A 19,058-nucleotide genomic window follows, 5' to 3' on the forward strand; every position below is an offset into this window, starting at 1 on the left:
AAGGAACTCACAGTCATGCCACCCACCCTCACCCGCAGACACCTCTCCGCCACCCTCGCCGGCGTGGCCGCGATGGCGCTGGTGGCCGCGTGCGGCAGCGGATCGTCCTCCGGCGGGTCGGGCGACAAGGTCCGCTTCGGCTACATCAACGACTTCAACGGCGCCAGCCTGATTGCGATAGCCGAGGCCGAAGGCCTGTGGAAAAAGCACGGGCTGACGGCGGAGAGCAAGGTCTTCACCAACGGACCGCTTCAGATCCAGGCCTTGGGGACGGACAACCTCGACTTCGGCTACATCGGCCCCGGCGCCATGTGGCTCCCCGCCTCCGGACAGGCCAAGGTCGTCGCGATCAACACGCTCGGCAACTCCGACCGGGTCCTCGCCCAGCCGGGTATCGACTCGATGCAACAGCTCAAGGGCAAGACCGTCGCCGTCCCCGAGGGCACCTCCGGCGACATGATCCTCTCCCTCGCCCTGGAGAAGGCGGGGATGACCAAGCGCGACCTGAAGGTCGTCCCCATGGACCCGTCGACCATCGTCTCCGCCTTCTCCTCCAAGCAGGTCGACGGCGCCGGCTTCTGGTACCCCGCTGCGGCCACGATCAAAAAGCAGGTCCCCGACCTGGTAGAACTCGCCAAGAACACCGACTTCGAGAACGACGTCTCCTTCCCCACCGCCTTCGTGGCGGGCAACAGACTCGTGGCCGACCAGCCGGAGAAGGTCAAGAAGGTCCTCGCCGTACTCCGCGACGCCATGGCGTTCCGCTCCGCGCACTCCGAGGAGGCCATCGCACTCACCGCCGACAAACTGAGGATTCCCGTCGACCAGGTCCAGGCCGACGCCGCCAACAACAAGGTGCTCAGCGTCGAGGAGCTGGACGCGCTGACCCGGGACGGCACCGTCGCCAAGTGGCTGACGGGCATGAACGACTACTTCGTCGGGACGGGGAAGCTGAAGAAGCCCGTCGACCCGAAGACGTACTACACCGGCGACCTCTTCACGGGAGCGGGCAAGTGAGCCAGTCCAGCACGTCCAGCCATTCCAGCACGTCCAGGAAGAACATCCTCTTCCTCATGACCGACCAGCACCGGACGGACACGCTCGGTGCCTACGGCAACTCGCGGGCGCACACCCCCGCACTCGACGAACTCGCCGCCACGGGGACCCGCTTCGACCGCTGGTACACGCCCACCGCGATCTGCACCCCGGCCCGGGCCAGCCTGCTGACCGGTCAGGCGCCCTTCCGGCACAAGCTCCTCGCCAACCACGAACGCAACGTCGGCTATCCGGAGGACCTGGCAGAGGACCGGTTCGCCTTCTCCCGTGCGCTCCGGGAGCACGGCTACAACTGCGGGCTCATCGGCAAGTGGCACGCGGGTAACCGCCGGACGGCGGCCGACTACGGCTTCGACGGCCCCGAACTGCCGGGCTGGCACAACCCCGTGGACCATCCTGACTACCTCGCCTACCTCGCCGAGCGCGGTCTGCCGCCGTACGAGATCAGCGACCGGGTGCGCGGCACGCTGCCCAACGGCGGCCCCGGCAACCTGCTCGCCGCCCGGCTGCACCAGCCGGTGGAGGCCACCTTCGAGCACTACCTGGCCACCCGGGCCATCGACAGACTCGAACGGTACGCGGCGGACTCTCGCGAGCGCGAGCAGCCCTTCTTCCTCGCCCTGCACTTCTTCGGACCGCATCTGCCTTACATCCTGCCCGACGAGTACTTCGACCTGGTCGATCCGGCGGACGTGGAGCTGCCGCGGTCCGTGGCCGAGACCTTCGAGGGCAAACCGCCGGTCCAGCGCAACTACAGCGCGCACTGGACCTTCGACACCATGCCGATCGAGACGACCCGCAAACTCATCGCGGTCTACCGGGGCTACGTGGCGCTCATCGACAAACAGATCGGCCGGGTCATGGCGGCCATGGAACGGCTCGGCCTGGTCGACGACACCGCGGTGTTCTTCACCTGCGACCACGGGGAGTTCACCGGCTCGCACCGACTGCACGACAAGGGGCCGGCGATGTACGAGGACATCTACCGCACACCCGGCCTGCTCCGTGTCCCGGGTGCGCCCCCCGGCATCGTGCGCAGCGAGTTCGTCAGCCTGCTCGACTGCACCGCGACCATCCTCGAACTCGCGGGCATCGACCCGAAGCCCGCGGTCGACTCGCGCAGCCTGCTGCCCCTCGTGCACGGCGAAGCGGTGGACTGGGTCCAGGACATCGTCTGCGAGTTCCACGGCCACCACTTCCCGTACCCACAGCGCATGCTGCGCGAGGACCGCTACAAACTCGTCGTCAACCCCGACTCCGTCAACGAGCTCTACGACCTGCGGACCGACCCGGACGAACTGCTCAATGTCTACGCCCATCCCGAACAGGCGGAGGTCCGCACCCGGATGATGCGCCGTCTGTACGAGGTGCTGCGGGAGCGCGGCGACAACTTCCACCACTGGATGACGTCAATGTACGACGTCGGCGAGGTGGGCCACGATCCGACCCTGAGCGGCCTCGACGAATCCACCTACCAGCCCTGTCCGGCAACACCCGGATCCCCATGACCCACCACCGGCCCGCCTGCTGCGCCCCGGCGGGCACGCCGGTCGCCGTTGCCGAAGCGGCGCCCGCCCCAGGGCCCACCCCAGCACCCGCCGGAGCACGCTCGACCCGCGGGCAGACCCGCCTGCCCGGAGGCGAATTCGCCATGGGCGACGCCTTCGGCGAGGGGTACCGGGCCGACGGCGAGACCCCCGTCCACCCGGTGCGTCTCAAGCCGTTCCACATCGACGAAACGGCCGTGACCAACGCCCAGTACGCCACCTTCGTCAAGGCCACCGGCCATGTCACCGACGCTGAACGCTTCGGGTCCTCGGCCGTCTTCCACCTCGTGGTGGACGCCCCCTCCGCCGACATCCTCGGCCACGCCGACGGAGCCCCCTGGTGGATCAGTGTCCGAGGCGCCCACTGGCGCCGCCCCGAGGGCGGCCACTCAGGCATCACCGACCGCCAGAACCACCCCGTGGTCCACATCTCATGGAATGACGCGACCGCCTACGCTCGGTGGGCCGGCAAGCGCCTGCCCACCGAGGCCGAGTGGGAGTACGCTGCCCGCGGCGGCCTGGCCGGCCGCCGCTACGCCTGGGGCGACGATCCCACCCCCGGCGGCCGGTGGCGCTGCAACATCTGGCAGGGACGCTTTCCGCACGTCAACACGGTCGAGGACGGGCACCTGACGACCGCGCCGGTCAAGTCCTACCGCCCCAACGGCTTCGGCCTGTGGAACACCGCAGGCAACGTGTGGGAATGGTGTGCCGACTGGTTCTCGCCCTCCTACTACTCAAGGGCACCCCGGACGGACCCGCAAGGCCCGAAGACCGGGAGCGCGCGGGTTCTGCGCGGCGGCTCCTACCTGTGCCACGACTCCTACTGCAACCGCTACCGGGTCGCCGCCCGCTCCTCCAACACCCCGGAATCCTCCTCCGGAAATCTCGGCTTCCGCTGCGCCAATGACGGTTGAGTCTCGTCCTCCGCGGCAAAGCGACAAGGGACGGAAGTCGGCAGTCGGCGAGACAGGACCACCATCCATGCAGTGAATCATCATCGGCGCACTAATCCTTCACTTGCGTGGCACCTGCCTCCGCCCTCGTCCCAACGATGGTGAGCAACGCCGCGGCAGGCCCGATCGAGCTGGTCCATGACCGCCCGGCCGGCTCGCCAGCGGAGGCCGTGGAAACGAGGTGGGACGGCCCTCGGGGCCGTCCCACCTCATGCGCCGCGCAGGGCGGGTTGCGAGGCGGCCCGTGCCTCCCACCCCATGCTCACCGTGTGCTCACTGCGAGCTGCGGTAGGTACGTACGTAGTCGAACGCCGCCGTGACGCCGGCCTTCGACATCGAGACCAGGCCGATCTCGTAGTCCCCCGTGCCGGGCAAGGTCCAGACGCCACTCCACACCCAGTGCTCGCCGTCCCTGCTGGTGGCGGCGCGCACTTCCGTCTCCTGATTGACGGTGTCGGTGTGGTACCGCAGGCGCAGCCACATGATGTCCGCGGTCGGACCACCGAACATGGGCGCCGAGGCCACGGGCAGTGGCGGATCGGTGGTCGGGCGCGGGCCCTCCTTACCGAACTCGCTGACCCGGGTGACGGCACCGTTGCTGTGAGCCAGCGGCAACACCGACCGGACGTGCTTGAAGAACCGGTCGTCGTCGCCGTACAGCACCAGCCCCGCCTGCTGGAACGGCTGTTCCGGAGCGAAGCGGAGTCTCGTCTCCACCATGTAGTCGCCCTGCGGTGCGGGCCGGGTGAGGACGGAGGCGGTGTTCGTGCCCAGGTTCAGCTCCGCGTTCTGCGTCGGCCAGGACAGCACGCCGTCGCCCAGCGACGCACCTGCCGCCGGGCCCCGCACCCAGGACCACGGCGAACCGGCCGACGTACCGGGCACGCCCGCACCGTCGAACTCATCGCTGTAGCCAGGCAGCAGCCTGCCCGGACGGGGCTCGGGCACCCGACTCTCGACGGGCGTGTAGAGCTTCGCCGCACCCACGTTGTCGGCCGCGACGGCACCGCCGCGGGCCGCGGTACCCACCTTTCCGACCCATGAGGCGCCGGCCGGCAGCTCGTGCGCCTGCACGGCCAGCGGGTCGTCGAGCCGGTCCTCGGTGACCTCGACGCTCAGTCGCGTGCCGCGCAGTTCGGCCACCACGGTGTGCCAGGAGTCCCAGTCGAAGTTCTCGGGCAGCGCGGTCGCCCGCCGGTCGGGGGCCTCGCCCCTTCCGACGACCTCGGTGACCAGCGCACCGCGGTCACGGTCCAACCAGGCCGCGACATGGTCGCGGGGACCCTTGTAGGCGACGACCAGGGCTGCCGAGCCGGAGCGCGAGGTGACCTTGAGGTCCGCCTCCGCTCGCACGTGCGCGGGCGCGGTGCCGCGGGTCACGAGAAAGGCAGGGGCCGGGCCGGCCCCGGAGTGCGAGGCATAGCCGCGCGCGTCCGGATCGTAGGACGTCCGCCAGGCGTCCTGGGCGGCTCCCGCCCGGCGCCACCCGCCAAGACCCGCGTTGAACGTCCCTCCGACGTCCCACGTGGTGACCGGCGCCGGCTGGGGCCCCTGGGAGGGGCCGGCGCCCGCCCGCAGCACCGGCCAGCCGTCGATCCAGTCGAGCCGGTCAATGAGCATGGGCCGCCGTGCCAACTGGCGCTCGACACCGTCGATGCGCTTCATCTCCGGTGCGTCCACGGGAACGGCGTGGTAGACGAGCCAGTCCTGGCCGGACAGGTCGGTCTGCTGCGAGTGGTGCCCGGGACCGATCCACCGGTTGCCGTTGGCGCCCGCCACGATCGCTCCCTTGCTGGTCGGCGCCAGAAGGTCGACGCCCTCGTCGTCCGTGAAGGGCCCCAGCGCGCTCGTCGACCTGCCGGCCTTGACCTGGTATCCGCTATAGGCGCCGTCGCAGCAGGCCGCGTCGGAGTACATGAGGTAGTAGTAGTCATCGTGGCGCACGACGTAACCGCCCTCCATCCGGCGGCCCTTGGCGACCTCCTTCGCGGGGTCCTCGATACGAGTGCGGTCGCCGTTCAGCTTCGCGACGCAGATCGTGTCGTAGCTGCCCCAGTACATATAGGCGACGCCGTCGGTGTCGGTGAACTGCGCCTGGTCTATGTTGTAGGTCGCGCAGCCGGTGGGTTTCGGCAGCATCGCGCCCTTGTCGGTCCACGGCCCGGTCGGGGTGGGAGCAGTCGCGAGTCCGACGGTGTCCCCGCCGGCTACGGAGTAGGTCAGTTGGTAGGAGCCGCTCGCGTACCGGATATCGGGCGCCCACAGCCGTGACCCGGCGTGCCAAGACGGCTGGGTCGCGGGAGTGAAGACCTCGCCGGCGTACGTCCAGTGGGTCATGTCTTCAGAGCGCAGAATCGGCAGCGTACGCTCGCCGTCCTCACCACGGTCCTGGAACACGGGATTCTGGGTGCCGTACGCGTACCAGTAGCCGTCCTTCCCCCGGATGATGGCGGGGTCGGGGAACGTGTCGACCGTTCCGGCGGTGACCGGGTTGCTGTAGGTCGTCGCGCGAGCGGCCGGGGAATCCGCCGTTGCCCGGCCTGCGGGCAGCAGGAGTGCGGCCGTCAGCATCAGTGCCAGGGTGCCGATGGTGCCGGCGAACGCTGTAGTACGTCTCGCGCGGGATCGGGGTGGAAAGGGCATGGCAGGAGTTCCTTTCACAGAGGTGCGTCCGGGTCTCACCCGTGCTCCCTGCTGCGGAGGCGGGTGTTCGGACGGCGGGGAGCATGCTCCGGGACGACGAGGGCGACGACGCCCCCACGCACCGGACAGACCTGATCTCTCTTCCGCCGGGAGCGTCCTGACCCGATGGGGCGGCGGTCGGGTGACAGCCGGGCTCCGAGGCAGCCGATGGCCGCTACCCGGCACCGCGTCGGCGGTGGCGAAATCTGGACCGGCTGCGGCTGAGTGCCGGCCGCTGTCAGGGTGTCCGAGGGGCCGGCTGAAGAGCGCGAAAGTCCTCGTAGAAAGCCGGGTTGTGAGCCGCGATGCTGTCTTGTGGGGGCCTTGCCACCCGGTTGGCGTAGAGGCTGTTCAGGAGCCACGGCATCTTCGTCGGCCCTATGTCGCGCACTATGGCGGGTTGCTGGACGGAGCCGTAGGTCGCCACCGCCAGCCGGCCCGTGGCCCGGAACTGCGGTACCTGGTTGGTCAGGTAATCGTGGCGAGAGGCGAACCACGGGCTGTTCATCAGCAGGTCGGTCCAGCGCTGCTGAGAGACCGGGGCGGCTGCGGCGTCCCGTATCGCCTCCCACACCATAGTGCCGGTCGGCACCCTGTAGCGGCTGGCGTAGACAACGGGCACCGGATCGCTCCAGTGCTGCGTCCACCAGTGCACCAAGGAGAACTCGGTTACCAAAAAGCGCTGTCGGGGTCGGATCCGCGGCAGCACGTAGTCCGTGAACACTTTGGCACGCTCGATGGCGACGACATGCGGGTGAATGTCCACGCCCGCAATCGCGGGTGTGGACCTGACGTAGGCCAGCCAGTCGTCGACGGCAGGGGTGCGCCACGCGGGGTCGTCCAGGCGGTTGAGGGCACCCATGTACAACTGGGTCCGGCAGCCGGCTCCGCGGCGCCTGTTGCGCTCGGCGATGACGTGGGCGGCGACAGCCCTGTAGAACGGGTTCAGGCGTGCCGCGTGGTCCTCCACACGCGCTTCGATAAACGGCTCGTTCCCGATGATCAGAATGTCGATCTTGCCCAGTGCAACTTCCAAGAACTTGTCGAGCCTGGCGAGTTCGGCGTGCATGGCGCTGGTACCCGGCTGGGGCAGCACCCGGCCCCGGTACGGGAACTTCAGCGACAGCACGGTCCCATAGCCGGACTCCGCGAACGACAGCAGGGCACGGATCGCCCGCTGATCACGCGCCTGCAGGGTGTCCAACTGGGGCATGGCGACACATCCGCGCACCCACTGGGTACGCAGGTCGTCCAGGACCTCGGGGGTGGTGCCGCCGGGCTTCTCGTTGAAGTTGGCGCCGAGCGCCCCGTCCGCCATGGCGAGAGACGTCCCGATGCCGGCGACGGCATGTGGACCCCCGCCGGTGTGACGGGACGTCGGCGCGCCGGTGGCGCCCCGAGCCACGTCTGCCCCGCGTCCGGCGAGCAGCATCCCGGCACCGCAGCCCAGGCCCAGCAGGCTCCGGCGGCTGGGGCCGCGGCGTTGACCCCGGTTTTCGGTTCGCGGCCCGTCCTGTTCGGACACTTGCGTCACCTCATTCGTGTAGTCCTTGACCGCCCAGCGCGGCAGGTGCGGAGCGATAAAGCCGTTACGGGCACGAGTGCGCGGTCACGGCCGAAGAGACAACGGGCATACCGTCGACGTCCGAGAGTCTCCACCGGGGGCACACGGTGGAACCGCCGTCGGCGAAGCCGGAGCCGGAACCGATGTACCTCTACCACTCGGCGGAAGGGTGGCCACGGAAATTCCGGCACAGGCCGCAGGGGTTCGCCGACCGACGCCTTCCGCTCCAGGGTGTCTTCATCAGTCGCGCTCTCCTGTTCCGTCAAAGGGCGGTGGCTGCGCGCGGTTCCCTCTCCAGCAGCACGTCAGCTTCCCCGTGCCGGCCTGGAACGCGGTGTGATCGGTGGTCTCCTGGATGGCTGCCGCCCAGCATGCGAAGGCCCGCCCGGCTCCGTCAACGGGGTGGGGAATTAATCCGAGTCGTGCGGTGTCACGGTTTCGTCGAATGGCAGCCCCCGTGCGCGTCGGACGGCAAGGGCAATGGAAGCCTGACTCGTCGCACCATGCTGCATGGCGGAGCTTCAAAGCCGGTCGTGAAGACGCAACTTCAGCGCTAGAACGGCAGTCGTGAGCAGGGCCGCCCACAACTCCCAGACCGACCGCATCGACCGCATCGACCGGCGGGGAACGCCTGTATAACGCGGTGTCGTTCGCGGTCATCGGTGGCCTTCTCCTGCGTCGTCCCTCAGCACGGCCAGGAATCGTTGCCCAGCCTCGCCCCCCCCAAGCCCGCGGTCGGCTGCCGCCGTCGGCGCACGGCGAGAAGATGGACCGGACCAGGACTTGACCTGCGCGTTCCGGGGCCCCCGACTCGTTCCGATCACAAGGAGCGCCTGTCAGCAACACGGCCCACTGGCGGTCGGGAGCCTCGGTGACGGCCGATGCCCGAACTATTTACATCGATGTATTAGGCGCCCTACCCTGACGCAGATTTCACCCCGCCTGAAGGGAATCAGAGTGTCCATGTTACGGATCGCATATGCTTTGAGCCGCCTGCGCGGCCCCGGCAGACGTGTCGCCCCCACGCGGCACGCCGCCAACGGCCGGACCGTTCGGCATCTGACGCGAGCGATGGTGCTGGGTCTGGCCGGCACGCTGAGCCTGGCCTTCACCCCCGCCTCCGCTCCTGCGTCTCCCGTCTCCTCCACGTGGTGCCGGACGTCTCCCCGGCGGACACGAGGACCGCTTTGAGGAACGGAACCGGTCTGTACCCGCGGGTCATCCGGCTCGCCCACAACGGGGCGGCGAACGGGCGAATCCTCGCCAGTGTCGTCACCTTCGAAGGCAACAACGGCATCGGGGCCATCCACGAAAGCACCAACTCCGGAACGTCCTTCACCCAGGTCGGCGGAGTCACCGACCCCCAGTCGGCCGCGGGCCAGGGACTCTGCTGCGCCACGCTGTTCGAACTGCCGCGGCAGGTGGGCGCGCTACCGGCCGGCACACTGCTGTGGGCCTCGTCCGCCGGTCAGGACGAGCCGAACCGCCGTATGGCACTGCGGATATGGCGAAGCAACGACGTGGGACGCACCTGGTCCTACCTGTCGTCCTGCGCCGTCGCCTCGGGAACGGGCGGGTTGTGGGAACCTGAGTTCTCCATGGCCGCCGATGGGGCACTGGTCTGCCACTACGCGGACGAAACCGATCCCGCGCACAGCCAGAAACTCGCCGCGGCTCGCAGCTACGACGGGGTGCACTGGGAAGGCCGCCACAACACGGTGGCGAGCAAGCTGTCCACCGACCGGCCTGGTATGCCGGTGGTGCGGAGGCTGCCGAACGGCACCTACTTCATGAGCTACGAAATCTGCAATCCCGGCGGCCAGTACCAGTGCGTGGTGCACTACCGGACCTCCGCCGACGGCTGGAACTGGGGAAACGCCGCCGCCCTCGGGATCCGGCCTGAGACCGCCGACGGCAGGTACTTCCGCGCCGCGCCGACCATCGCCTGGTCACCGACCCCTGGCGCCGGAGCCGACGGACGGATCCTGCTCATCGGACAGCGCCTGCTCAACCGGGACGGCACGCCCGCCGCCGGCAGCGGCCGCACAATCCTCTCCAACACGCGGAACGGCGCCGGGACGTGGTCCGCGATGCCCTCGCCGGTGACGGTGCCGAATCCGGCGGTGAATCCCTGCCAGAACTACAGCTCGCCGCTCCTGCCCTCGACCGACGGCCGCCGAGTACTGCAGATCGCCACCGACTTCGACGGCACACCCTGCCGGGCCTACTTCGCCACCGGCGACATTCCCTCCTAGACTCAGTCGACACCCCATCAAGCTCATCGGCCGGCGATGGTGCCAGGTAGTGACCTTGGCCATGCTGTCCAAGCAGACACATGTGCGCCGGCTGGGATGTGGCCGCTCATGCCGATGTGGGTCGTAGGTGGTGGTCCCGGCCAGGCAAGTCGGGACTCGCCGCCCGCCTTTCTGTGACCGTGATGCAGGGCCCGTGGTGGTGGGCATGTTCCCGTTCCCCGAGCAGGGTGCGGTGAAGGCCTGGGACACATTCCGGACCAGCCTCACCCTGCGACACCTCACCCCGCTCTCCGGAGTCCCGAAGTCTGCGCCCGACCGGACCGCCGGCCACCTGGAGGCGGCGCTTGTGTTCCGGCCGCGCAAGCGGTCTGGCAAGGACACCCTGCTGGTCACGGATCACGCTTCGGTGGCCACCCGTGACCAGACGGGGGGCGGACTCAACGTCCGTGCTCTATCTCTGAGCTGACTTCGATCCCGTGCTTCCCGGCAGCCTGACGGGGAGCCTCAGTCGGCGGCACCCGCATGTCATCGTCGGCCAGACCGGTCGCCTGCACGGCAGACTCACGTACCACCTGCCGCAGCCACCGGTGGGCCGGGTCGGTGTCGACACGCGGGTGCCAGGCGATTCCGTAAGGGAAGGGCAGGAGTTCTTCGGGGGCCGAGGCGATGCGGTAGGCGGGATCGTCCGCGTACCCGAGGACCGCCCGGCGCGGGAGGGTGGCGATGAGTTCGGTGCCACGCACCGCGACCGCCGCCGCGGAGAAGTAGGGCACCCGCAGTCCCGAGGGGCGGCGCAGTCCGTGTTCGTCCAGGCGGCGCTCGACCATCGTCTGCCCATCGGTGGAGACATTGACGACAACGTGCGGATACGCGATGAAGTCGTCCAGGGTCAGCCGCTCGGCTCGGACGGGGTGGTCCCGGGACAGCAGGCAGACGAAGTCCTCCTCGAACAGCGTCTCCCAGTGCAGCGAACGGGGCGCCACTACCCCGGAGACGGCCAGGTCCGCCCGGCCCTGCTCGACGTCGGTGAAGGACTGGTCGCCAAGTGACGACACGGTCAGCGAGACGCTCGGCGCCTCACGGAAGACTCGGGAGAAGATGGTCGGGCCGAGCAGAGAGGTGGCGAAGTCGGTGCACTGCACGCGGAAATGACTGTGCGCCGTCGCAGGGTCAAAGATGTCGCCGCGCAGCAGTCCCTCCAGCCGCGGCAGGAGATCGGCGAGCTCCGACTGGATCTGCTGCCCTCGCAGTGTCGGCTCGTATCCACGCCGGGTGCGCACAAGGAGTTCGTCGCCGAACATCTCTCGGAGCCGGTACAGAACACGGCTCATCGCCGACTGGCTGAGATGGAACCGGTTGGCCGCCCGTGACACATGCCTCTCCTCAAGCAGCACCACTAGCGCTTCGAGCAGGTTGAGATCAACATTTCGAAGATGCGACACGTGCATACTCTACGCACCTTTCATGCAGGTCACGACCGTAAGAGGGGCTTCTCCTGCCAGTGGATGCATGACACGCATAGCCAGGATTCACATTTTGCGTTGGACGGGTGACTCCCTCGACGCCAGGCTCGGCATCATCTCGACGTACGGAACGAGGAGTTGCTGCCCATGTCACGACACAGTAGGCGCGATGTGCTGAGGACGGGGAGCGTCGCAGCGGCTGCCGTGGTGGTTCCCCTGACGGGAACCGAGTCAGCCACGGCGGCGCCGGAGGCTTTGCCCGAGGCCCGACCCCGGGCCGTGGCCGACCTCGTCCTGGAGGTCAACGGCAAGCGGCACCGTCTTCGGGCCGTCGAAGCCCGTGTCACCCTGCTCGACGCGCTGCGCGAACGGGTCGGGCTCACCGGCACCAAGAAGGGCTGCGACCGGGGCGAGTGCGGTGCCTGCACGGTGCTCGTCGACGGGCGACGTGTGAAAGCGTGCCTGACCCTGGCCGTGATGCAGGAAGGTCACTCCATCGCCACCATCGAGGGACTCGCCCGGGACGAGGAACTGCACCCGGTGCAGGAGGCCTTCGTCCGCCGGGACGCCTTCCAGTGCGGTATTTGCACACCGGGACAGATCATGTCGGCGGTGGCCTGTATCGAGGAGGGCCACACCGGTTCCGAGGACGAGATCCGGGAGTGGATGAGCGGCAATCTGTGCCGGTGCAGCTGCTACCCGAATATCGTGGACGCGGTGGCTGACGCGGCGAAGGCGGTGCGGCGATGAGGGACTTCGCCTACGCACGCACCGATCGTGCCGCCGAAGCCGTACAGCTCGTGGCCCGAAGGGCCGACGCGGCGTTCATCGCCGGCGGCACGGACCTGCTGAACCTGATGAAGGACGGTGCCGAGGACCACGACCTGGTCGTCGACATCAACCGCCTGCCGCTCAAGGACATCGAGGTGTCCAGGGACAAGCTGCACATTGGCGCCCTGGCCAGGATGGCGGACGTGGCCATGCACCCGGTGGTCCGCAGGCAGCTGCCTGTGCTGTCCCAGGCACTGCTCGCCGGGGCGTCCCCGCAGGTGCGCAACGTGGCCTCGATCGGAGGCAACCTGCTGCAGCGCACCCGCTGCGGGTACTTCCGCAACGAGGAGTTCGCCTGTAACAAGCGCCGACCGGGGTCCGGATGCTCCGCGCTGGAGGGCCGCAACCGCTGGCACGCGATCCTCGGCGTCAGCGACCACTGCATCGCCGTCCACCCGTCCGACCTCGCGGTCGCCCTGCGCGCCCTGGACGCCACGGTCCACACCTTCGGTCCGGACGGCGCCCGCACCATCGCAATGGCCGACTTCCACCGAGTGCCGGGGGACACTCCCCACATCGACAACTCGCTGCGGCACGGCGAGTTGGTCACCGCGGTCGAGATTCCGCTGCCGGACTCGAGAAACACCCGCCAGCGCTATCTGAAGGTGCGGGACCGCGCCACCTTCGAGTTCGCGGTGGTGTCCGTCGCGGCGGTGCTGCGTACAAGGGGCCGCTCCGTCGAAGACGCCCGCCTGGCCTTCGGTGGGGTAGGCACGCGCCCCTGGCGGTCCGCCGAGGCCGAGTCCGTCCTGCGCGGCAAGCCCTTGACGGAGCGGAACATAGCGGCGGCCGGACGCATCCTGGTCAAGGAGGCCCAGCCGCGCCCGGACAACGCATTCAAGGCCGAGCTGGTGCAGCGCGCCCTGCAGGACACGCTCGGCCGTTTCACCGGAGGTTCCCGATGAATACAGACGTCGTCGGCCGCGCGCTGTCCCGCGTCGAATCCCGGCTCAAGGTGACAGGCGAGGCCGAGTACACCGCCGACGTGCGCCTTCCCCGTCTGGTTCACGCGTTCATGGCCTTGAGCACCATCGCCCGCGGCCGGATCGCCCGGATCGACGTCCGGGCGGCGGAGGCCGTGGGCGGCGTGATCGCCGTGTACACGCACGAGACCATGCCGCGTGTGGCCCAGCCGGTCCACCGGCCGTACTTCAAGCGGTACGTACCCATCCAGACGCCGGAGATCCACCACGCGGGCGAGCCCATCGCCCTCGTCGTCGCCCGGACCCTGGAACAGGCTCAGCGCGCAGCGGAACTGATCGAGGTCGAGTACGACGCAGCGGGCGAACCCCAGAGCGACCTGTCCGCCGGTGAGGTGTCCTCACCTCCCACTGGGCCGGACGGCCCCAACACCCACGAGCGCGGCGACGTGCCGGCCGGGATGGCTCAGGCGGACGTCCGGGTCAAGGCCGAGTACACGATCCCTATGCAGCACCACAATCCGATCGAGCCCCACGCCACCACGGCGGTGTGGGAGGGCTCGAAGGTGCTGGTATACGAAAGCACCCAGGGTGTGGACAACACCCGCCACGTGGTCAGTGAGGCCATGGGGGTCCCGCTCGCCGACGTCCGGGTCATCTCCCGGTTCCTCGGCGGCGGCTTCGGCTCCAAGGGTCCGGTGTGGCCGCACACCATTCTGACCTGCGCCGCCGCCCGCGCGCTGGGCAGGCCGGTCAAGCTCGTGCTGTCCCGGGCGCAGATGTACAGCTGCAACGGGCACCGCGCGCAGACCCGCCAGACGATCGAGATCGGTGCCCGCCGCGACGGCCGCATCACCGCCCTCGACCACGCCATCGTCCAGCAGGTCACCCGCGAGGACATCGCCGCGTTCAACAGCAGCGAGCCGATCCGCATGCTGTACGACATCCCCAATCTTTCCAACAAGCAGCGCGTCGTACGCCTGGACATGCCCACCCAGAGCTTCATCCGCTCTCCGGAGGCCTGCACCAGCCACGTCCTGGAGACGGCGCTGGACGAGCTCGCCCACGCCATGGCCATGGACCCGGTCGAGTTGCGCAAGCGCAACTGGAGCAGCCGGAACATGGAGAGCGGCGAGGAGTGGGGAAGCAATCACCTGCGCGAGTGTTACGACCGCGCCGCGTCGGTGTTCGGCTGGTCTCGGCGGAACCCGCGCCCCGGCTCGATGCATGAGGGCGATGAACTCGTCGGCTGGGGCATGGCCACGTCCTCGCACACCGCGGGCGGTCGACCCGGGGCCGGCGCCCGTATGACGCTGGGTACCGACGGCAGGGCGCTCATCCAGGTCGGCACCCAGGACAACGGAACCGGCACGTACACGATCATGACGCAGATCGCCGGTGAGGTGCTCGGCGTTCCCGTCTCGGACGTCACCTTCGAACTCGGAGACAGCGCCTTCCCACTCAGTTACACCTCCGGCGCCTCCACCACCGCGCCCGGCGTCGGCAGCGCGGTCAACCGCGTGTGCACCACCGCCCGTAAGGCCGTCATCGACCTGGCGGTAGCACAGCCTGCATCCCCACTGCGCGGTGTGCCCGCGGAGCGCGTGGACACCGCCGACGGTCACCTCTTCGACACCGCCGACCCCCGCACCCGGGTGAGCTACCGTTCCGTGGCCGGCCACGCCGGCAAGCCCCTCACATTCCAGGTGGAGCCCACCGACACACCGCTCGGCTACTCGGTCGGCGCCGTCTTCGTCGAGGTACGCGTCAACCCGCTGCTCGGCAGGATCCGGGTGACCCGCGTGGCCGGCTGCTACGACCCCGGTACCGTCCTCAACCGCAAGACCGCCCGCAGCCAGGTCCTCGGCGGAGTGATCTGGGGCATCGGCTTCACCCTCTTCGAGCACACTCTCGTCGACCCCGCGACGGCCAGGATCGTCAACCCGAACCTGTCGGGCTACCTGCTCCCGGTCAACGCCGACGTCCCCGACATCCAGGTGCAGTTCATCGACAAGCCCGACCCGGCCAGCGACGCACTCGGCGCCCGCGGCTTCGGCGAAACACCGATGACGGGGGTCACCGCCGCCATCGCCAACGCCGTCTTCCACGCCACCGGCAAACGCCTGCGCGACCTGCCGCTCACCCAGGACAAGCTGCTGTGACCCGCCACGGCAGCGTCTGGACCACCCTGTACGAGGCCTGGGCTACCGAAGAGACCTCCGGCCTGGCGACTGTGGTGCGCACCTCCGGCTCCGCTCCGCGCCCGGTGGGATCGGCCATGGTGCTCACCCCGCGCGGGCGCGTCGTGGGCTCGGTGTCCGGCGGCTGCGTCGAAGGCGACGTCCTCGAACGCGCCCGCGCGGCCATCCTGAACGGCATACCCCAGGAGGCTTCCTACGGCATCAGCGACGACGATGCTTTCGCCGTCGGCCTCACCTGCGGCGGCACTCTGGACGTCTTCGTCGAGCCCGTCGACCTCGACACCTACCCGGAGCTGGCCAAGGTCATGGACTCTCTGCGGGCCGGCTCTCCGGTAGCCGTCGCCACCGTGCTGGCCCATCCGCGTGCGGAGGCCGTGGGCGCGCATATGGTCCTCGACGCCGAGGAGAGCTCCGGCCGTCTGCTCCCGCAGGACACCCCGGCGGGTCTGTTGGAAAGGGCACGGTCACTGCTGCGCAACGGAGAGAGCACGCTGCTCAGCTACGACACCGAGGGCGTTCGCGTCTTCGTGCACTCTTTGACTCCGCCCCCACGGATGCTGCTGTTCGGCGCCGGCGAGTTCGCCGCCGCCCTAGCGTCGATCGGCCGGACCATGGACTACCGGATCACCGTGTGCGACGCCCGCCCGGTGTTCACCACGGCTGACCGCTTCCCGGACGCCCACCAGGTCGTCGTAGCCCGTCCCGCCGAGTATCTGTCGCAAGAGGCCGCGGACGGGCGGGTGGACGAGCGGACGGTGATCGTGTCCTTCAGCCACGATCCGAAGGTCGACATTCCCCTGCTGGAGACCGCGCTGGGGCTGGATGTCGCGTATGTGGGTGCACTGGGTTCGCGTCGCACTCATCAACGCCGCGCCGCCGCACTTCTCGACGCCGGTGTCTCCACGCCCGCCATGGCGCGGCTGGCCTCCCCTGTCGGGCTCGATCTCGGCGGGCGCTCCGCCGCAGAGACGGCCGTTTCCATCGCCGCCGAGATCATCGCCACCCGGCACGGTGGCCATGGAGCGCGTCTGTCCGACCGTGAGGGGCCGGTCCACGTCATGGCGACCGTCGGGTGACCGGCGTCCCCGCGCGACGCGCCCTCCGCGTGACACCGTGGAGGGCGTGACCAGCGAGGCCCAGGCTTCGAGGGTGCCGGTCGCCGTCCCCACGCTCTCCACTGCCGCACACGCCGCGACGTCCGACCCGCCCGCCGCGACCAGGGTGGCCACCACGGTGCACGTGCCGTCGTCCTCCCAGGTTCCGTCGTCGACCCCGTCCAGCAGTGAATCGGTGAGGGCTTCCAGCGTGGCGCTCAGCACCAGTGCGGGCAGGTGGCCGTGGAACCCTCCCGCGCGCCGGCCCCGTCGAGGATGGCGGTGGCCCGGTCGCGTGCGGGAGCTGGAATCTCGGACACGTGCTCCGGGCCGAGGTATTGGCGGGCGAGCGCGAGGAGCAGCCGGTAGCGGCCGCCGACGGGCCGGTTCGGCAGGACGAAACGGGCCAGTGCGTGCTCGGGCGGCTCCTCGGCATCGGACGTGCCGACCGTGACGCATCGCAGCGCCTCGGGCGCCTCTTCGGCCGGCGCGTCCACCAAGCCGATCGTCCCGGGAAGTGCCCGAAGAGAGTGCGGCGGACGGCACCGGCTGCCCGTGCGAACCCCTCCTGGGTCGCATCGGGGCTCCGGCCGAACCCCTGCTGGGCCATGCCGAGAATGCGGGCACGGTGGGAGCGCACGTCGCGGCGCAGGGGTTCACGGGCGACGGATCTGGTCCCGGCACTCGGTCCCTTGACGGCAGAGGCCGGACGGAGAGCACCGGACGACGCGGCAGACCTACATGGGCGGCACGCCCCGCAAGCACAGCGGCACCTGGCGCGGACTCCGGCCGGGGAGCCGCCTCGGGCGGCGTCGGCAGGCGGCCGACCGGCGGTCACGGCGACGGTCGGGTCGGTGACGGAACGGCGGCGGGCGGCGCCGACGTCCCGAACGGATCTCACGCACTGTTCGGGGCCGGAAACGGACTGTATCCACCGGGGGCACGGTCGCGCGACGCCTGCCGCACCCGGGACCGGCAGCCCGCCAGGACGAATCAGATGGCGCCTGCGGACGCTGCCATCGGGCCCGCATCGCCGCGCAACCTCTGATCACTGAGGTTGCTCTTCGAGGGCCGGCCGCACCCCCGCGCCGGACGGCTCTGCGTTCGGCGCGCCGCCGCGTCGCGGGCAGCCGGACCCGGCGCCGCGGGGCAGGGCTGACGTGGACGTGCGCACCGTTCCTCGAAGGAACTGCTCACCTCACCCTTCCGGTGATCTCGCGGTGTGGTGCCGGCTGACTTTGCCACCTTTTCGGAGCCAGCTATTGACGATCAAAGAGTCAAAGCTGATGATTTCCTCATTACCACGATGTTGCTTGGAGGACACAGTGTCCGAAACCCTCTCCGACGGTGCGGACGTCAGGACGGCCCACCAGAACCTCCACAGCGAAGAGGGCGCGCTGCGCGGCGAACACACCGGGCGGTCGCGCAACCCCGTCATCCGGGTCACCGACCTTGCCTGGCTGGAGTTCCAGAAGCCCGACCTGGACCGCGCGGCGGTCTTCGCCCGCGATTTCGGCTTTGATATCGCCGCCCGCACGGAGCGGGAACTCTGGCTTCGCGGCTCGTTCGCAGGCTCTCCCTGCATGGTGATCCGGAGCGGCCGGACCTCTCGCTTCATCGGGCCCGCGTTCCGCGCGGCCGAGCAGGCCGATCTGGACCGGCTGGCCAGAGCGACGGGGACAAGCGTTCGGCGCGCGGACGTACCGGGCGGCGGCCAGACGGTCGACCTGCTCGACCCCTCGGGCTTCCCCGTGCGCGTGGTGCACTGCGGCGAGGAACTGCCCGCCCTGCCTGAGCAGCAGCCGCTGCTGCTCAACTTCGGAACCGACCACCCTCGCGTCAACGTCACGCAGCGCCCGCCACGCGAACCGTCGCGTATCCAGCGGCTGGGCCACGTGGTGCTGGAGACCCGTGTGTTCGGCCAGGCGCTGGACTGGTATCTGGACACCCTGGGCATGATCGTCTCCGACTTCCTGTTTCTCGACGGACAGCGCGACCGTGGCCCGACGATGGCCTTCATCCGCTGCGACCGGGGCAGCCTGGCCGTGGACCACCACACCCTGGCGATGCATCTGGGGCCGGGCACGGGCTATGTCCACTCCGCCTATCAGGTGACCGACCTGGACTCGATCGCCGCCGGCGGCGAGTACCTGGCCGAGCGCGGATACCAGCGCAGTTGGGGCATCGGCCGGCATATCCAGGGCAGTCAGCTCTTCGACTACTGGCGCGACCCCGACCGGTTCATGCTGGAGCACTTCGCCGACGGCGACCTGTTCTCCTGCGACATCGAGCCCGGCTGGGCGCCCATGTCGAGCAGCGGTCTGGCCCAGTGGGGCCCGCCCGCCACCCGCGACTTCCTCGGCACCAGCCCTTCACCTCAGCGGGTCCGCGAGGTCGTCCAGGCCCTGCGCGGCCACAACGAGATGGACGCCGCACGCCTGATGGGCCTGCTCAAAGCCGCGAACTCCTGACCACCTCCCCCAGAGAAG

13 protein-coding genes are annotated in these 19,058 nt (G+C 69.4%); 9 read left to right on the forward strand and 4 right to left on the reverse strand.

The window, feature by feature from the left end; translation table 11 throughout:
- Positions 1-15: 15 nt before the first annotated feature.
- From ACIQ6R_RS26960 to ACIQ6R_RS26970, 3 genes are read left to right on the forward strand one after another with little or no spacing between them, the layout of a single operon-like run.
- On the forward strand, positions 16-1,017 hold the full coding sequence (locus ACIQ6R_RS26960) for an aliphatic sulfonate ABC transporter substrate-binding protein (RefSeq protein WP_404223950.1): 1,002 nt from the start codon (positions 16-18) through the stop codon (positions 1,015-1,017).
- On the forward strand, positions 1,014-2,564 hold the full coding sequence (locus ACIQ6R_RS26965; protein WP_404223952.1) for a sulfatase-like hydrolase/transferase: 1,551 nt from the start codon (positions 1,014-1,016) through the stop codon (positions 2,562-2,564). The genes ACIQ6R_RS26960 and ACIQ6R_RS26965 overlap by 4 nt, the downstream gene beginning before the upstream one ends.
- The gene (locus ACIQ6R_RS26970) at positions 2,561-3,520 is read left to right on the forward strand and encodes a formylglycine-generating enzyme family protein (protein ID WP_404223954.1); all 960 of its coding nucleotides are present in this window, start codon (positions 2,561-2,563) and stop codon (positions 3,518-3,520) included. Before ACIQ6R_RS26965 ends, ACIQ6R_RS26970 begins: the two co-directional genes overlap by 4 nt.
- Before the next feature lie 312 nt (positions 3,521-3,832).
- Here the strand turns inward: ACIQ6R_RS26970 and ACIQ6R_RS26975 are convergent, their stop codons facing one another.
- Both ACIQ6R_RS26975 and ACIQ6R_RS26980 read right to left on the reverse strand, forming a co-directional pair.
- Complete coding sequence (locus ACIQ6R_RS26975; protein WP_404223956.1) at positions 3,833-6,130, reverse strand: family 43 glycosylhydrolase; 2,298 nt, start codon at positions 6,128-6,130, stop codon at positions 3,833-3,835.
- A gap of 349 nt (positions 6,131-6,479) precedes the next feature.
- Positions 6,480-7,766 carry a hypothetical protein gene (locus tag ACIQ6R_RS26980; RefSeq protein WP_404223958.1) on the reverse strand — a complete coding sequence of 429 codons (1,287 nt, stop codon included), beginning with the start codon at positions 7,764-7,766 and terminating at the stop codon, positions 6,480-6,482.
- A 1,226-nt stretch (positions 7,767-8,992) separates the two neighbouring features.
- On the opposite strand from ACIQ6R_RS26980, the gene ACIQ6R_RS26985 reads away from it, so the two are divergent.
- The gene (locus ACIQ6R_RS26985; protein WP_404223960.1) at positions 8,993-10,060 is read left to right on the forward strand and encodes a sialidase family protein; all 1,068 of its coding nucleotides are present in this window, start codon (positions 8,993-8,995) and stop codon (positions 10,058-10,060) included.
- Positions 10,061-10,497: 437 nt separating this feature from the next.
- On the opposite strand, the gene ACIQ6R_RS26990 is transcribed toward ACIQ6R_RS26985, so the two are convergent.
- The gene (locus tag ACIQ6R_RS26990; protein ID WP_404223962.1) at positions 10,498-11,508 is read right to left on the reverse strand and encodes a LysR family transcriptional regulator; all 1,011 of its coding nucleotides are present in this window, start codon (positions 11,506-11,508) and stop codon (positions 10,498-10,500) included.
- Positions 11,509-11,778: 270 nt separating this feature from the next.
- On the opposite strand from ACIQ6R_RS26990, the gene ACIQ6R_RS26995 reads away from it, so the two are divergent.
- Genes ACIQ6R_RS26995 through ACIQ6R_RS27010 form a run of 4 tightly spaced genes read left to right on the forward strand, consistent with a single transcriptional unit; the run spans position 11,779 to position 16,551 of the window.
- The gene (locus ACIQ6R_RS26995) at positions 11,779-12,273 is read left to right on the forward strand and encodes a (2Fe-2S)-binding protein (RefSeq protein WP_404223964.1); all 495 of its coding nucleotides are present in this window, start codon (positions 11,779-11,781) and stop codon (positions 12,271-12,273) included.
- Entirely contained in the window at positions 12,270-13,259 is a 990-nt protein-coding gene (locus tag ACIQ6R_RS27000; RefSeq protein WP_404223966.1) for an FAD binding domain-containing protein, read from the forward strand. Before ACIQ6R_RS26995 ends, ACIQ6R_RS27000 begins: the two co-directional genes overlap by 4 nt.
- On the forward strand, positions 13,256-15,436 hold the full coding sequence (locus ACIQ6R_RS27005) for a xanthine dehydrogenase family protein molybdopterin-binding subunit (RefSeq protein ID WP_404223968.1): 2,181 nt from the start codon (positions 13,256-13,258) through the stop codon (positions 15,434-15,436). The genes ACIQ6R_RS27000 and ACIQ6R_RS27005 overlap by 4 nt, the downstream gene beginning before the upstream one ends.
- Complete coding sequence (locus ACIQ6R_RS27010) at positions 15,433-16,551, forward strand: XdhC family protein (RefSeq protein WP_404223970.1); 1,119 nt, start codon at positions 15,433-15,435, stop codon at positions 16,549-16,551. The genes ACIQ6R_RS27005 and ACIQ6R_RS27010 overlap by 4 nt, the downstream gene beginning before the upstream one ends.
- 236 nt (positions 16,552-16,787) lie before the next feature.
- Here the strand turns inward: ACIQ6R_RS27010 and ACIQ6R_RS27015 are convergent, their stop codons facing one another.
- Positions 16,788-17,066 carry a hypothetical protein gene (locus ACIQ6R_RS27015; RefSeq protein ID WP_404223972.1) on the reverse strand — a complete coding sequence of 93 codons (279 nt, stop codon included), beginning with the start codon at positions 17,064-17,066 and terminating at the stop codon, positions 16,788-16,790.
- 828 nt (positions 17,067-17,894) lie between these two features.
- On the opposite strand from ACIQ6R_RS27015, the gene ACIQ6R_RS27020 reads away from it, so the two are divergent.
- Positions 17,895-19,040: a VOC family protein gene (locus ACIQ6R_RS27020; protein WP_404223973.1), complete on the forward strand. Its 1,146-nt coding sequence runs from the start codon at positions 17,895-17,897 to the stop codon at positions 19,038-19,040.
- The last annotated feature ends 18 nt before the right edge of the window (positions 19,041-19,058 follow it).

This window comes from Streptomyces sp. NPDC096048 (assembly GCF_044763415.1).
Taxonomy (GTDB): domain Bacteria; phylum Actinomycetota; class Actinomycetes; order Streptomycetales; family Streptomycetaceae; genus Streptomyces.